This is a genomic window from Herbaspirillum sp. NPDC087042, assembly GCF_044745245.1.
GTDB lineage: Bacteria > Pseudomonadota > Gammaproteobacteria > Burkholderiales > Burkholderiaceae_D > Herbaspirillum.
Genome location: NZ_JBIUZW010000016.1, coordinates 111,897 through 126,428 on the forward strand (window position 1 = coordinate 111,897; position 14,532 = coordinate 126,428).

A 14,532-nucleotide genomic window follows, 5' to 3' on the forward strand; every position below is an offset into this window, starting at 1 on the left:
ATCTTTGCTTTCGGGCATGCAACGGCAGGGAGCGCTTTCAGCCATTCCCCGCAAACACCGAAAACTCCCCCACCAGCGCCGCATACAGGCGCCGATACTGCCCCAGCCTGCGTTGCGTCTGCGCCTGGCGCCCAGCATCGGGTGCATAGGTCTCCAGCACCGCTGGTGCCGCGCAGACATCCTGCACCGGCTCACCGGTCACGGCCAGCCGTCCCAGCCGTGCCGCGCCCAAGGCCGCGCCCACTTCCGCCCCCGCATGCCGGCGCAGCGGTATGCCCAGGGCCGTGGCACACAACTCCCCCCAGAACGCACTGCGCGATCCGCCACCTACAAACGCCGCACTCTCCAGCATCGTGCCCGCCGCCTGCAAGGCCGCATAGCCATCGGCCATCGCAAAGGCCACGCCTTCCATGACGCCATAGGCCAGGTGTGCCGCATCGTGCGTCGGCGTCATGCCGAAGAACACGCCCTTGGCCGCTGCATTGTTGTGTGGCGTGCGCTCGCCATTGAGGTAGGGCAGGAACAGCGGCGCCCGGGCCTGCTCGTCCGGGGTCAGCTGCTGCGCCCCTTGCACTAGTTCGGCCACCTCGCGCCGTGTCAGGCCGGCCAGCCAGTGCAGGCTGGCGGCGGCCGACAGGATCACGCTCATCTGGTGCCATTGCCCAGGCAGGCAGTGGCAGAAGGCATGCACGCCCTGTTGTGGATTGGGCGCATGGCGTGCGGTGGCCGCAAAGAGTACGCCGGAACTGCCCAGGGAGAGGAAGGCGTCACCCGCCTGGATCACGCCGATGCCCACCGCGCTGGCGGCGTTGTCACCGGCACCGCCAGCGACCACCACCGGGCCGCTGACGCCCCATTCGCGCCGCAAGTCGTCGCGCAGCTGGCCGGCGGCGGCGCTGCCTTCGACCAGGCGCGGCATGTGGCTGCGCGAGAGTCCGGTGGCGGCCAGCATGCGCTCGGACCAGTCGCGCCGCGCCACGTCCAGCCAGAGCGTGCCGGCCGCATCCGACATGTCGGAGACGAACTCACCGGTCAGCTTCCAGCCCAGGTAATCCTTGGGCAGCAGCACCTTGTCGATGGCGCGGTAGACCGCCGGTTCATACTTCGACAGCCACAGCAACTTGGGCGCCGTGAAGCCGGGCATGGCGCGGTTGCCGGTGATGTCGCTGCTGTCCGGGACCAGCGCTTCCAGCTCCACGCATTCGGCGTGGGCGCGCATGTCGTTCCACAGGATGGCCGGGCGCAGCACGTTGCCGTTGCGGTCCAGCAGGGTGGCGCCATGCATCTGGCCGGAGATGCCGATGCCGCGCAGCGCCTGGAAGGCCTGCGGGGCCTCGGTGCGCAGGGTGGCGATGGCGTCCAGAGTGGCGTTCCACCACGCCTGCGGGGCCTGCTCGGACCACAGCGGATGCGGGTTGTCCACGCGCAGCCTGGCGCCGGCGCTGGCGATGACGGTGGAGTCGTCGTCGGTCAGGACGACCTTGACTTCGGAGGTGCCGAGATCGATGCCCAGATAGCTCAAATCATTTCCTTTTTACGGTGTGAGGTCAGGCCACTGCACGGATCTCGTCGTTGAGCCGGTGCAGCGAACGAAAGCGCGAGGGCGGCATGCCCTTGCAGGCCAGGAACTGGCGATTGAAGTTGGAGAGATTGTTGAAGCCGACCCGGTAGCACACCTCGGTGACGCTCAGCTCCGTGCACATGAGCAGCTCGCAGGCTTCGTTGAGGCGCAGTCCGTTCTGGTACTGGATGAAGGTGCAGCCGGTATGGCGCTTGAAGAAGCGCGTGAAGCTGCTCACGCCCATGCCGGCTAGCTCGGCCACGTCGGTCTCGCGCAGGTTGCCGCCGAGATTCTGGCGGATGTAGGAGAGCACCTGGTTGATGGTGGACGACATGTGGCGCTGCGCATTGACGTCGTAGCCCGGTCCGGCCAGTAGCTGGCGTTGCTCGCAGGCGGCCAGTTGCTCCAGCACGGTCAGCATCAGCACCACCCGCCTGGCGCCCTGGGCGACGGCCAGCTCCTGCATCGCCGGCGTGATGGCCCGGCCCAGCGCATCGGGAAACTGCAGGCCGCGCGCGGCGCCATCGAGCAGTGCCTGCAGCGGCGCCAGTTCGGCAATGGCGCCGAGCAGCCGATCGATGAAGGGGCGCGAGAACGGCAGCACCAGGTCGCGCGAGGTCACGCTGTGGCCGGCGCCCAGGTTGCTGACCCAGTTGTGCGGCAGGTTGGGTCCGGTCAGCACCAGATTGCCTGGCGCGAAATCGCCGATGAAGTCGCCCACGAAGAACTTCCCGGTCGAGGCGGTGATGACGTGGACCTCGTACTCGGGATGGAAGTGCCATTTGGCGACCGTGTGCGGGTAGTCATGCACCCAGGCCCTGAACGATTCGTCCTGGCGGGTATGGACCAGCTCCAGATCCGGACTCATGTCTTGTCTCCTTGCCGTGCGGGCCGTCGTCATGTTCCAGGCCGGTGAGGGCGCCCGGGGGCAGCGACAGGTTTTCTCCGCTTTGTACATCGAACACATGCAGGTCTTGCTGATCGAAGGCCAGGGTGAGCAGCGTGCCGGGTGGCGGCAGGCGGTTGGCGGGGACCAGCGCGGTCAGCGTCTCTTCGCCGCAGCGGGTGGTCAACAGCGCATCGGCGCCGAGGATCTCGACCAGTTCCACGCTGGCCTGGCAGGCCAGGCTGTCGGCGCTGCCCGGGCTGTCCTGCAGGCGGACGTAGTCCGGGCGCACCGCCAACTTTACCGCCATTCCCTGTTGCAGGCGCGAAAACCGTGTTCCCGAGAGGCGCCAGCGTTGTCCGGCGGCCCGCACGAGGGTGTCCTCGCCGTGGCGCTCCACTACACCCGAGAGGAAGTTCATGGCCGGCGTGCCGATGAAGCCGGCCGCAAACAGCGTGCGCGGATAGCGGTACAGCTCGGCCGGGCTGCCGGCCTGGACGATGCGGCCTTCATGCATCAGGATCACGCGGTCGGCCAGGGTCATGGCTTCGAGCTGGTCGTGGGTGACATAGACGGTGGTGGTGCGCAGGCGCTGGTGCAGGCGCTTGATGTCGCCGCGCAATTGCGCGCGCAGCTTGGCGTCCAGGTTGGAGAGCGGCTCATCGAAGAGGAACACCGAGGGCGTCTTGATGATGGCGCGGGCGATGGCGGCGCGCTGCTGCTGCCCGCCGGACATGGCGCGGGGTTTGCGTTCCAGCAGGGTATCGAGATTGAGCATGGCGGCCACCTCGCGCACGCGGCGATCGATCTCCTGGGCGGGGCGCTTGAGCCGGCGCAGACCGAAGGCGATGTTGTCGTACACCGTCATGTGCGGGTAGAGCGCGTAATTCTGGAACACCATGGCGACGTTGCGCTCGCGCGCCGGCAGGGCGTTGACCACCTTGCCGCCGATGGAGAGGCTACCGCCGGAGATGTCTTCCAGCCCGGCGATCATGCGCAGCATGGTCGATTTGCCGCAGCCGGAGGGCCCCAGCAGCACGACGAACTGGCCGTCGCCGATGTGCAGGTCCAGTGGATGCAGCACCGGCGCGCCGCCGGCATAGTGTTTGGTGAGGCCCTGGCAGTGGATGTCAGCCATGATCTTTGTCCATTTCGATCTGGATCTTGATGTCCTGGGGACGCCCGCTGGCCGCCTCCTCGAAGGCAAGGATGGCCTCTGAGAAGGGGAACTTGCGCGAGATGAAGGGCTTGACGTCGATCATCCCCGAGCTGATCAGCGCCAGCGCACGCGGGAAGATGTTGGCATAGCGGAATACCGATTCCAGCCGGACTTCCTTGGTCTGCATGGTGACCACGTCCAGTGCCACCGGCGCCGGCGGCATGCCCACCAGCACGGCGCAGCCGCCCGGGCAGACCAGATCCAGCAGGGTCTGGTAGACGCCGGCATGGCCCGATGCCTCGAACACCACATCCGCGCCCCAGTCGTCGGTGAGTTCGCGCACCACATCGAGGAGCGAGTGGCGGCTGACGTCCACGGTGGTGACGGCCCGGTTGCCGGCGAAGTGCGAGAGCTTGTCGGCCACCACGTCAGCCAGGATCACCCGTGCCGCACCCCCGGCCAGGGCCGCCAGCGCGGTCATCGCGCCGATGGTGCCGGCGCCGATCACCACGGCGGTGTCGCCCGGTTTCATGCGCGCCTTGGTGGCGGCTTGCAGGCCGATGGAGAGTGGCTCGACGATGGCGCCTTCGGCAAAGCTGACATTGTCGGGCAGGCGATAGGTGAAGGCGGCCGGATGGACCACGCTGTCGGTCAGGCAGCCATGGATGGGTGGCGTGGCCCAGAAGCGCACGGCCGGGTCCAGGTTGTAGAGGCCGCGCAGCGTGGCCGGAGAATCCAGCCGCGGGATGCCGGGCTCCATGCAGACACGGTCGCCGACCTTGAGGTGGCTGACCTCGGGGCCCACTTCCACCACCGTGCCCGAGGCTTCATGGCCCAGCACCATGGGCGCTTCCACCTTGAAGGGGCCGATGCTGCCGTGGGTGTAGTAGTGCAGGTCGCTGCCGCAGATGCCCACGGTGTGGATGCGGATTTTCACATCGCGCGCACCGACCTGTTGCGGCAGGTCGATTTCGCGCAGGTTCAGTTGGCGCGTGGCTTCCAGTACGAGTGCTTGCATGCGGGGTCTCCTATTTTCCCTTGAGGATGGAATTGAGCAGGCGGCTTAATACGCCCACGAAGATCAGGGGCGGCAGGGCCAGCAGCACGGTGGAGGCATTGATCACGCCCCACGGCACCTCCTGGCCCAGCGAGGTAAAGGCCGAGGCCACCACCGGCAGGGTGGCGCTGTTGGACGAGGTCAGCGCCAGGCCGATCATCAGTTCGTTCCAGACCAGCACGAAGCTGAAGATGATCCCGCCCAAGAGCGTGCCGGCGCAGTTGGGCAGGGCGATCTTCCAGAACACCGCATAGGGGCCGTAGCCATCCAGGGTGGCGGCCTCCTCGATCTCGCGCGGCATGCGCTGGAACACCGGGATCGACAGCCAGGTGATGGTCGACAGCGTCGTCAGCAGGTAGGTCACCACCATCGAGAAGCGCGTGTCGTACAAGCCCAGGTCGACCCAGATCGCGATCAGCGGGATGGCCACCGCCACCGGCGGCAGGAAGCGCAGCGAGAGCAGGAAGAACTGGATGTCGCGCTTGCCCCGCACGTGGTAGCGGGCAATCACATAGGCAGCCGGCACGCCCATCAGGGTGCCGAGCAGCACGGCGCTGCCGACGATGATGGCGCTGTTGGTCAGGCCCACCAAGACCTCGGGGCTGCCGATGACCTGGCGGTAGTTCTCCAGTGTCGGCGTGAAAATAAAGCGCGGCGTCGGGGTGACGATGTCCAGCAGGGTCTTGAGCGAATTGAGCAGCGCCCACAGCAGCGGGAACACCGCCACCAGCACCAGAAGCAGGCCCACGCCCCAGACAGCGCCGCGTGCGATCAGTCTTCCCATCGGCTTACCCTTTTCCAGATCAGCGTGAAAATCAGCGTGGTGGCCACCATCATCAGCACCGCCATGGTGGAGGCATAGGACACCTTGCCCGACAGCCCGATGCCCTGTGCATAGGCGTACATGTCCAGCGTCTCGGTCGTCACGCCCGGGCCGCCCTTGGTCATCACGTAGATCAGGTCGAAGGAGCGCAGCGACTCCACCATCTTGATGAAGACCAGGCTGACGATGGGTGCCTTGAGCATCGGCAGGGCGATGTAGGCATACACCTGCCAGGTGCGGGCATAGTCCAGCCGCGCGGCTTCGAGCGGCTCCGGCGGCAGCGTCTCCAGCAGCTTCAGCACGATCACGGCGAAGAACAGGCCCCATTGCCAGATATCGACCAGCGCCACCGCATAGAGCGCCAGCACCGGGTCCGACAGGAAGGCCGTGTCCTGGATGCCGACCAGTCCCAGCAGCCAGCCCAGGATGCCGGTCAGCGGCGAATACATGAATTTCCAGATGAAGGCGGCCGACACGCGCGGCAGCAGCACCGGCGTGATCAGCAGCACGCACATGGCATGGCGCCACTTGCCATGGACGTGTTCGAAGAGATAGATGGCAATGAGCACGCCCACGGCCACGGCGCCCACGACGGTGACCACTTCCCAGATGGCAGAAACTTCGATGGCATTGAGGAAGCGCCGGTCACCCAGCAGGCGTTCCACGTTGCGCAGCCATACGTAGTCGCTGTCGGGATAGCGCAGCACGCGGTTCTTCAGCGCCAGGTTGATTGCCGCTACCGTGGGCACCAGTCCCAGCACCAGCATCACCAGCAGTGACGGGCCCAGGAACAGGTAGGGCAGCGTGGTTTTTCCACGATTGAACATGCAGGACTCCGGAAGCTGCCGCGGCTCAGGCCACGGCGGCGGCTTCTTTTAAAGGATGCGTAGCGTCGGGGCCACGCCAGTGCGTTCTGATCCCTCTACTACCGTTCGTCCTGAGTAGGCCTGCAGGGCCGTATCGAAGGCGCGCGGTATCTGCGCCAGTCGTGCAAGTTCAGCAAAGAACCGCAGACAAGTGCAGGAGCGCCTTCGATACGCGGCCATGCCGCTACTCAGTCCGAACGGTGCTCGGAGAGGGATCGGCGTCTGTTGGCCACCTACTTGCGGGCATGCTCCATGGCGTCCTGCGCGTATTGCGCGGCATCGTTCAGGGCGCGCGGGATATCCTTCTGCGTGCCGGTGAAGACTTCCTCCAGTGCCACGCCCAGGTTGTCGCCGATGTCCGGCCATTGCGGGCTGGGCCAGATGGTCAGCTTGGAGACCGGGGTAGTGTCCTTCAGGCCGGCCAGGATCTGCGGCTTGACGTTCTTCTGGAAGTACTCGCTCTGGATGGTGCTGCTGCGGTTGTAGTCGCTGAAGACCTTCTCGCGCAGGCGGGCCTGTTCCTGTTCCTTGCCGGTGGCAAAGGCGATGAACTTGCCGGCCGCCTGGCGGGTGCATTCATCCTTGGCGCCCACCGCCGAGATCGCCAGGCCGTGGCCGTAGGCGGCCGAGGGCAGGGGCGAGGGCGGGCGTGCATAGCCGACCTTGTCGGCCACGCTGGACTTGGCCGGGTCTTCCATCCAGTCGGCAAACGGCGTGGACTCGATCATGAAGGCCACCTTGCCGGAGCGGAAGGCTTCCAGCGCATTGCTCCAGTCATAGGTGGCCGCGCCCGGGGGCGCGTACTTGAACAGTTCCGCATACAGTTGCGTGGCCTTCACCGCCGCCGGCGAATTGAAGGCCGGCTGCTGCTTGCCGTCGGTCCAGCTGCCGCCGGCGGCCAGCATGAAGGGCGCCCAGCGCCAGACGTTCATGCCCGACCCGCGCTGGCCGCGTGCCACCCAGCCATAGACCGAAGGCGGCGAGTGCAGCTTCTTGATGTCGGCCACCAGTTCGTCCAGCGTGCGCGGCACCGGCAGTCCGGCCTTCTCCAGCAGGTCGCGACGATAGAAGAGGAAGTCGGAACCGCCGATCAGCGGCGCGAAGTAGGCCACGTCCTTGTAGCTGGCGACGGCGCGGCGACCGGGCAGGAAGTCGTCGTAGTCGGCGTCCTTGGGGAAGTACTTCAGCAGCGGCAGGATCCAGCCCGCCGAAGCGAACTCGGCCACGTTGGCCTCGTCGACGTAGTAGACCTGGTAGGAGCCGGCATTGGTGGAGGCATCCAGGCGCGACTTGGCGCGGCGGTCGTTCTCGCCGAAATAGCTGATATCGATACGGGTGCCGGTGCGTTTCTGGTAGTCGGCCAGCGACTTTTCCATCACGGTCAGGCCCAGGCTCTTCTGGGCCAGTACCTTCAGCACCGGGACATTGCAGGACTGCGACCAAGCGGAAAGCGGCAGGACAGCACCAACGAGGGCGCACGCGGCGCCAAAGCAAAACCTGTTCACGATTGTCTCCTGTTGTTTTTTATCTCGATCACGTGTCGCCCTGCGCTCTGCTGATGTCGAGGGCAGCAGGGCAGGCCAACACAGTCTGATGTACGGCAGGAAGAAGAGTACGAGTTGACAGGCTGCGGCTCCACGCCAAAAGCGTGAATGCGGCTGATACTTTTTGCTCGGTTTTTATGCAGGGTGGCGGATTTTGTATTGCCAGGGCTCAGGACTGCACCGGATCAGGCGTCGTGGGCATCGCCGGCAGCGTCACGGTGGCCACCAGCCCGCTGCCTTCGCCGGGGACATCCAGCACGATGCTGCCCTGCGACGCCTGTACGATCTCGCGCACGATGGCCAGGCCCAGGCCGGAGCCGGGCTGGTCCGGGGCAGCGTTGCGATAGAAGCGCTCGAACACGCGCTCGCGCACCTCGGCCGGGATGCCGGGACCATTGTCGCTGACGCGGACGATGACCTGGCCACGCTTCTTCTCCAGTCCCACCGTGACCTTGCCGCCTTCGGGCGTATAGCGCAGGGCGTTGTCGATCAGGTTCATCAGCATGCCGGCCAGCTGCGCCTCGTTGCCGTTGACCATGGCATTGGCCAGCGTGGTCTCCATGCCCAGGTCGATGCCTTTCTTCAGGGCCAGGCCGGCCAGCTCTTCCAGCACCGTGGCGGCTACCGCCACCAGATCCACCGGCCCGCGCGGGAAGGCGCTGCTGTTGGAGGCCTCGGCCTGCGACAGCAGCAGCAGCTTGTTGGTCAGGTCGGTCATGCTGCGGCTGCCATCCTGCAGCGCCGCCAGCACCTGCGCCAGCCTGGCCGGATCGTCGATCTGGCGGGCGAACTGGATCTGCGAATCGATCACCGCCAGGGGCGTGCGCAACTGGTGCGCGGCATCGGCCACGAAGCGCTTCTGCACCGTCACCTGGGCGTTCAGGCGCTGTATGTACTGGTTGATGGCTTCCACGATGGGGCGCAGCTCCACCTGCAGGGCGCCGGCGCGCAGCGGCATGAGCGAATTGGGGTCGCGCGCGGCCAGCTCATCCTTGACTGCCAGGATGGGGCGCAATTCCATGGTCAGGCCTAGCACCACCAGGCTGATGGCCAGCAGCAGCAGGACGATCTGGCGCCGCAGCGAGGCATGCCAGATCTCGTCGATCATCTGCTGGCGTCCCTGCATGGTCTGGCCCACCGAGACGGCCACCATGCGCAGCGTGCCTTCGTCGTAGAGGGCGCGGATATAGCTGACCACGCGCAGCGGCCGGCCATCGAAGTCGGTGGTGGCATAGGCCGGGTGCAGGGCCGAGAAGTCCGGTTCGGCCGGGAAGTCGGGTCGGCCGGCCAAGAGGGTATCGTCGTCCAGCAGAACCTGGTAGTACACGGCATCCTGGGCCGGCGAGGCAAACAGCTCCAGCGCCGCCGGCGGTACCGACACCACCGGTGCGCCATCGGACCAGCCGACCTGGCCGGCGATCATGCGCGCCGAGGCCAGGAGGGCCCGGTCCTGGATCAGGGTGGCGCTGGAAATGGCGTTGTCGTGGGCGTCGCTGGTGGACAGGCCCACATAGACCGCCATGGGGATCAGCAGCCACCACAACAGCCGCAGGCGCAGGCTGTCAATCATCTTTCTGCTTCAACAGGTAGCCCAGGCCGCGCAGGGTCATGATGGCCGCGCTGGAGGATTCCAGCTTCTTGCGCAGGCGCGAGATGTAGATCTCGATGGCGTCGGCGCTGGGTTCTTCGGAGAGGCTGAAGACGCCCTTCATCAGCGCCGTCTTGGACACCGTCTTGCCCTGCTTGAGCATGAGCACTTCCAGCACGTCATGCTCGCGCGCGGGCAAGGCCAGGGTGGTGCCGGCCACGGCGAACTGGCGCGTGTTGCTGTCATAGACCAGGTCGCCGCAATGGATCTCGGCGGCCTTGTCGGGGGTCTGGCGGCGTACCAGGACCTTGATGCGGGCCACCAGCTCGCGTATCTCGAAGGGTTTGACCAGGTAGTCGTCGGCCCCTGCGCCCAGGCATTCGACCTTCTCGTCGATGGAGCCGCTGGCGGTCAGGATCATGACCGGCACGCCGTTGTGGCGCTCGCGCAGCCGGCGCAGCACGTGCTTGCCGCCCAGCTTGGGCAGCATCAGGTCCAGCAGCACGACGTCGTAGTTCTCGTCGCGCAGCACCTGGTCGGCGATCTCGCCATCGGCGGCGATATCGACCTTGAACTTGTGTTCCTTGAGGATCTGCTCCAGCCAGTGGGCGAGCTGGGGATTGTCTTCGATCAGGAGCAATTTCATGCGGTTTTACTCGGTATTTACTCGGTATCTATTGGGTATTTTGGGGGTGTTTTTGGGTTATTTTTGTTGCGCTGCAAATAAAAAAGCCGTTTTTTGGAAAGCTAGATGAAGGTTTCGGCTTCTTAGAATAGGCCCGCAAATTCATAAAAAGTGAAGATGGCGACAGACCATCCCACCCAAAATCAGGAGACAATCATAATGCGTCACGCCGTTCGTGTGTTCCCCTCGTCCCGTTCGACCCGTTCCAGCGGCCCCGCCCGCCTTGTCCGCGTGCTGTGCGCCACTGCCGTCACTGCCTGCGCCCTGGGCCTGGCAGCGCCCTCGGCCCATGCGGCTGACAAGATCATCATCATGGTCGGCGGCATCAACAAGCTCATCTACCTGCCGCCCAAGCTGGCCGAGAACCTGGGTTATTTCAAGGAAGAGGGCCTGGACGTGGAGCTGCAGTCCCAGCCCGCCGGCGTGGATGCCGAGAATGAATTGCTGGCCGGCGCCGTGCAGGCGGTGGTCGGTTACTACGATCACTCCATCGACCTGCAGAGCAAGGGCAAGGAAGTGACCTCGATCACCCAACTGCTGCTGGTGCCGGGCGGCATGGAGATGGTGCGCTCCGACCTGGCCGATAGCGTGCGCAGCATGGCCGACCTCAAGGGCAAGACCCTGGGCGTGACCGGCCTGGGCTCGTCCTCCAGCTTCCTGGCCCAGTACCTGGCCAGCCGTGCAGGCCTGAAGACCTCGGACTACTCGATGCTGCCGGTCGGTGCCGGCAACACCCTGATCGCCGCCATGAAGCAGAAGCGCGTCGACGTGGCCTGGACCACCGAGCCGACCACCTCCATCCTGCTGGCCTCGGGTGCGGCCAAGGTGCTGGTGGACATGAGCAGCGTCGACGGTACCCGTGCCGCGCTGGGCGGCCTGTATCCGGCTTCCAGCGTCTATGTGCACCGCTCCTGGATGAACAGCCACAAGGCCGAGTCGCAAAAGCTGGCGCGCGCCTTCGTCAAGACCCTGAAGTACATCCAGACCCATTCGGCCGAGGACATTGCCGACAAGATGCCCAAGGACTATTACGGCGGCAACAAGGCCATCTATGTGCAGGCGCTGAAGGCCTCGCTGGCGATGTATTCGCCCGATGGCAAGATGCCCGCCGGCGGCCCCGAGCAGGTATTGAAGGTGATGGCCGGTTTCAATCCCAACATCAAGGGCAAGAACATCGACCTCTCCAAGACCTATACCAACGAGTTCGTGGACCAGATCAAGTAATCCGGCAAGCCGGGTTCCGGCAGGCGGGGGCGAACCATCATAGAATCCCCATCCCCGCCAGCATGGCATCACGGCATCCACCGACAGGAGTCTGAATTGAACAAGCGCATTTCCCTCACCCTGCTTTCGCTGGCCGTGGCCGGCACCCTGCTGGGCAGCCTGCCGGCGCAGGCCGCGCCGGCGCGCATCACCATCATGGTCGGTGGCATCAACAAGATGGTGTACCTGCCGGCCAAGCTGGCCGAGCAACTGGGCTACTTCAAGGAAGAGGGCCTGGACGTGGAACTGCAGTCGCAGCCGGCCGGGGTCGATGCCGAGAACGAGTTGCTGGCCGGTGCCGTGCAGGCGGTGGTGGGCTTCTATGACCACGCCATCGACCTGCAGACCAAGGGCAAGGAAATCACCGCCATCACCATCCTGGGCCAGGTGCCGGGCGAGGTGGAACTGGTCTCGACCAAGTCCGCGTCGCACTTCCAGAGCATGGCCGACGCCCGTGGCAAGACCCTGGGCGTGACCGGGCTGGGTTCCTCGACGAACTTCCTGACCCAGTACCTGGCCTCGCGTCATGGCATCAGCTCCAAGCAGTTCACGGTGCTGCCGGTGGGGGCCGACAACACCTTCATCGCGGCCATGAAGCAGGGGCGCATCGATGCCGGCATGACCACCGAGCCGACCGCCTCGGTCATGCTCAAGAGTGGCGACGCCCAGATCCTGGTGGACATGCGTACCGTGGAAGGCACGGTCAAGGCCCTCGGTGGCCTGTATCCGGCCTCCAGCGTCTACGTGCAGCGCAACTGGCTCAACGGCCACAAGGATGAGGCCCAGAAGCTGGCGCGCGCCTTCGTGAAGACCCTGAAGTTCATCAACACCCATACCGCCGAGCAGATCGCCGAGAAGATGCCCAAGGACTACTACGGCAACAACAAGCCGCTGTACATCCAGGCCCTGAACAATTCCCTGCCCATGTATTCGCAGGACGGCAAGATGCCCAAGGGAGGACCGGAAACCGTGCTGGCCGTGCTGTCGGGATTCAATCCCAACGTCAAGGGCAAGCATGTGGACCTGTCCAAGACCTATACCGACGAATTCGTCAACCAGGTGAAATAAATCCGTCGGGCCGCAGCCGGCCCCGACGCTCCAGTATCGAAACACGCCATGATGCGCCCCGTCGCGTCAGGGCATCACTCAGCCCAGGAAAGACCAAGACGATGAATGCGATCAACCAGCAAGCCTTCGCGCCTGCCTCCAGCACCGCTACCACCGCCACTACTGCGACGACTGGCCAGCCCACGCCGGCCATCGAGCTGCGCAATGTCACTTGCCGCTTCATCACTGCCGATGGCAAAGCTACGGTGGCGCTGCGCGATTTTTCCATGAGCGTGGCGCGCGGCGAATTCGTGGCCGTGGTGGGCCCGACCGGCTGCGGCAAGTCCACCACGCTGTCGCTGATCACCGGCCTGCTCAAGCCGACCATGGGCGAGGTGCGCGTGATGGGTCAGCCGGTCAACGGCATCGACCCGCGCATCGGTTTCGTGTTCCAGAACGATGCCGTCTTCCCCTGGCGCAGCGTGCGTGAGAACGTCGCAGCCGGCCCCATGTTCCGTGGCAAGCCCAAGGCCCAGGCGCACGAGCTGGCCGATGAATGGATCCGTCGCGTGGGCCTGGACAAGTTCGGCGACCACTACCCGCACCAGCTCTCGGGCGGCATGCGCAAGCGCGTGGCGCTGGCCCAGACCTTCATCAACAGCCCCGAGATCCTGCTGATGGATGAACCCTTCTCGGCGCTGGACATGCAGACCCGCACCCTGATGCAGGACGAGCTGCTGCAACTGTGGTCGGCCCATTCGGGATCGGTGGTGTTCGTCACCCACGATCTGGAAGAAGCCATCGCCCTGGCCGACAAGGTCTATGTGCTGACCGCGCGCCCGGCCACCTTGAAGAGCGTCTACCCGATCGACCTGCCGCGTCCGCGTGTGATGGAAGAGGTGCGCTACGAGCAGCGCTTCATCGATATCTCGCGCAAGATCTGGAGCGATCTGCGTGAAGAGGTGCATATCGCGTGAGTCTGATGGTCGGCCGGAGAACCTTCGATACGCCGCTGCGCGGCTACTCAGGTCGAACGGTTATCCAGCGCATCGAGAATCCCCGTTCGCTCTGAGTAGCCGCGTAGCGGCGTATCGAAGAGCACGCACAAGAGCAACACATTATTTTTAAAAGAACAGGTGAGCAACATGACACAAGCACAAGCAAGCCAGAGCGCGGCCCTGATGGACATCGCCGCCGTGGAAGCCGAGGCCCAGCGCAAGATCCGCGCGCGCCGCAACCTGGTGATCGGCCTGCGCATCGCCATCCTGGTGGTGGTGCTGGGCGGCTGGGAAGTCTTCGCCCGCATCGGCTGGATCGATCCCTTCTTCTTCTCGCAACCGACCCTGATCGTGGCGCAGATCTATGAGTGGATGGTCGAGGGCACTTCCCAGGGATCGCTGTGGACCCAGGTCCTGGTGACGCTGGAAGAAACCGTGCTGGGCTTCTTGATCGGCTCGGTGGCCGGCGTCATCGCCGGCATCATCCTGGGCCGCAACAAGCTGCTCTCGGATGTCTTCAGCCTCTACATCCAGATCGCCAACTCGATTCCGCGCGTGGTGCTGGGTTCCATCTTCGTGATTGCCTTCGGCCTGGGCATGGCCTCCAAGGTGGCGCTGGCGGTGGTGATGGTGTTCTTCGTGGTGTTTGCCAATGCCTTCCAGGGCGTGCGTGAGGCCGACCGCTACATGATCGCCAACGCCCAGATCCTGGGTGCCTCGCGCCGTCAGGTGACCACGGCCGTGGTGATCCCCTCGGCGCTGTCGTGGATCCTGGCCAGCCTGCATGTGAGCTTCGGCTTTGCGCTGGTGGGCGCGGTGGTGGGCGAGTTCCTGGGTTCCAAGCAGGGTATCGGCCTGCTGATCTCGACCGCCCAGGGCGCCTTCAATGCCAGCGGCGTGTTCGCGGCCATGATCGTGCTGGCGGTGGTAGCGCTGGCGGCCGACTGGCTCCTGCATGCGCTGGAACGTCGCCTGCTGAAGTGGCGTCCGCAGGCCTTCTGATGCAGTCGCGGCAAAAGGTCTAGAATGTTGATCTTGCGGGGACACGGTAACGT

The 14,532-nt window shown here is 65.0% G+C and carries 13 protein-coding genes; 4 read left to right on the forward strand and 9 right to left on the reverse strand.

Annotation, left to right across the window (positions count from 1 at the left end):
* Positions 1 to 37 precede the first annotated feature (37 nt).
* From xylB to ACIPHN_RS20595, 9 genes are all read right to left on the reverse strand, one after another.
* The gene (gene xylB / locus ACIPHN_RS20555; RefSeq protein ID WP_400439429.1) at positions 38 to 1,522 is read right to left on the reverse strand and encodes a xylulokinase; all 1,485 of its coding nucleotides are present in this window, start codon (positions 1,520 to 1,522) and stop codon (positions 38 to 40) included.
* Between the two features lie 25 nt (positions 1,523 to 1,547).
* Complete coding sequence (locus ACIPHN_RS20560) at positions 1,548 to 2,429, reverse strand: AraC family transcriptional regulator (RefSeq protein WP_400439431.1); 882 nt, start codon at positions 2,427 to 2,429, stop codon at positions 1,548 to 1,550.
* Complete coding sequence (locus ACIPHN_RS20565) at positions 2,365 to 3,585, reverse strand: ABC transporter ATP-binding protein (protein WP_400439434.1); 1,221 nt, start codon at positions 3,583 to 3,585, stop codon at positions 2,365 to 2,367. Before ACIPHN_RS20565 ends, ACIPHN_RS20560 begins: the two co-directional genes overlap by 65 nt.
* A complete protein-coding gene (locus ACIPHN_RS20570; protein WP_400439436.1) occupies positions 3,578 to 4,624 on the reverse strand; it encodes an NAD(P)-dependent alcohol dehydrogenase in 1,047 nt (348 codons plus the stop codon). The genes ACIPHN_RS20565 and ACIPHN_RS20570 overlap by 8 nt, the downstream gene beginning before the upstream one ends.
* A gap of 10 nt (positions 4,625 to 4,634) precedes the next feature.
* Positions 4,635 to 5,447 (reverse strand): carbohydrate ABC transporter permease, encoded by an 813-nt coding sequence (locus ACIPHN_RS20575; RefSeq protein WP_400439438.1) that lies wholly within the window; start codon positions 5,445 to 5,447, stop codon positions 4,635 to 4,637.
* Entirely contained in the window at positions 5,435 to 6,313 is an 879-nt protein-coding gene (locus ACIPHN_RS20580; protein ID WP_400439441.1) for a carbohydrate ABC transporter permease, read from the reverse strand. The genes ACIPHN_RS20575 and ACIPHN_RS20580 overlap by 13 nt, the downstream gene beginning before the upstream one ends.
* A 272-nt stretch (positions 6,314 to 6,585) precedes the next feature.
* Positions 6,586 to 7,857 carry an ABC transporter substrate-binding protein gene (locus tag ACIPHN_RS20585; protein ID WP_400439444.1) on the reverse strand — a complete coding sequence of 424 codons (1,272 nt, stop codon included), beginning with the start codon at positions 7,855 to 7,857 and terminating at the stop codon, positions 6,586 to 6,588.
* Between the two features lie 208 nt (positions 7,858 to 8,065).
* Positions 8,066 to 9,466, reverse strand: a complete 1,401-nt coding sequence (locus ACIPHN_RS20590; protein ID WP_400439447.1) for a sensor histidine kinase N-terminal domain-containing protein — start codon at positions 9,464 to 9,466, stop codon at positions 8,066 to 8,068.
* Entirely contained in the window at positions 9,459 to 10,130 is a 672-nt protein-coding gene (locus tag ACIPHN_RS20595; protein ID WP_400439450.1) for a response regulator, read from the reverse strand. Before ACIPHN_RS20595 ends, ACIPHN_RS20590 begins: the two co-directional genes overlap by 8 nt.
* A gap of 198 nt (positions 10,131 to 10,328) precedes the next feature.
* On the opposite strand from ACIPHN_RS20595, the gene ACIPHN_RS20600 reads away from it, so the two are divergent.
* The 4 genes from ACIPHN_RS20600 to ACIPHN_RS20615 all read left to right on the forward strand — a co-directional run bounded on the left by ACIPHN_RS20600 (position 10,329) and on the right by ACIPHN_RS20615 (position 14,479).
* On the forward strand, positions 10,329 to 11,393 hold the full coding sequence (locus tag ACIPHN_RS20600) for an ABC transporter substrate-binding protein (protein WP_400439453.1): 1,065 nt from the start codon (positions 10,329 to 10,331) through the stop codon (positions 11,391 to 11,393).
* A gap of 96 nt (positions 11,394 to 11,489) precedes the next feature.
* On the forward strand, positions 11,490 to 12,500 hold the full coding sequence (locus ACIPHN_RS20605) for an ABC transporter substrate-binding protein (protein WP_400439455.1): 1,011 nt from the start codon (positions 11,490 to 11,492) through the stop codon (positions 12,498 to 12,500).
* A 101-nt stretch (positions 12,501 to 12,601) separates the two neighbouring features.
* Positions 12,602 to 13,456, forward strand: coding sequence for an ABC transporter ATP-binding protein (locus ACIPHN_RS20610; RefSeq protein ID WP_233171130.1), 855 nt, complete (start codon positions 12,602 to 12,604; stop codon positions 13,454 to 13,456).
* 168 nt (positions 13,457 to 13,624) lie between these two features.
* A complete protein-coding gene (locus tag ACIPHN_RS20615) occupies positions 13,625 to 14,479 on the forward strand; it encodes an ABC transporter permease (RefSeq protein WP_400439457.1) in 855 nt (284 codons plus the stop codon).
* The last annotated feature ends 53 nt before the right edge of the window (positions 14,480 to 14,532 follow it).

Bases quoted from the DNA above. Each gene is read 5' to 3' on its own strand.
- ACIPHN_RS20590 (WP_400439447.1), bottom strand. From the start codon at position 9,466: ATGATTGACAGCCTGCGCCTGCGGCTGTTGTGGTGGCTGCTGATCCCC.
- ACIPHN_RS20600 (WP_400439453.1), top strand. From the start codon at position 10,329: ATGCGTCACGCCGTTCGTGTGTTCCCCTCGTCCCGTTCGACCCGTTCC.
- ACIPHN_RS20615 (WP_400439457.1), top strand. From the start codon at position 13,625: ATGACACAAGCACAAGCAAGCCAGAGCGCGGCCCTGATGGACATCGCC.
- ACIPHN_RS20595 (WP_400439450.1), bottom strand. From the start codon at position 10,130: ATGAAATTGCTCCTGATCGAAGACAATCCCCAGCTCGCCCACTGGCTG.
- ACIPHN_RS20560 (WP_400439431.1), bottom strand. From the start codon at position 2,429: ATGAGTCCGGATCTGGAGCTGGTCCATACCCGCCAGGACGAATCGTTC.
- ACIPHN_RS20570 (WP_400439436.1), bottom strand. From the start codon at position 4,624: ATGCAAGCACTCGTACTGGAAGCCACGCGCCAACTGAACCTGCGCGAA.
- ACIPHN_RS20575 (WP_400439438.1), bottom strand. From the start codon at position 5,447: ATGGGAAGACTGATCGCACGCGGCGCTGTCTGGGGCGTGGGCCTGCTT.
- ACIPHN_RS20610 (WP_233171130.1), top strand. From the start codon at position 12,602: ATGAATGCGATCAACCAGCAAGCCTTCGCGCCTGCCTCCAGCACCGCT.
- ACIPHN_RS20565 (WP_400439434.1), bottom strand. From the start codon at position 3,585: ATGGCTGACATCCACTGCCAGGGCCTCACCAAACACTATGCCGGCGGC.
- ACIPHN_RS20580 (WP_400439441.1), bottom strand. From the start codon at position 6,313: ATGTTCAATCGTGGAAAAACCACGCTGCCCTACCTGTTCCTGGGCCCG.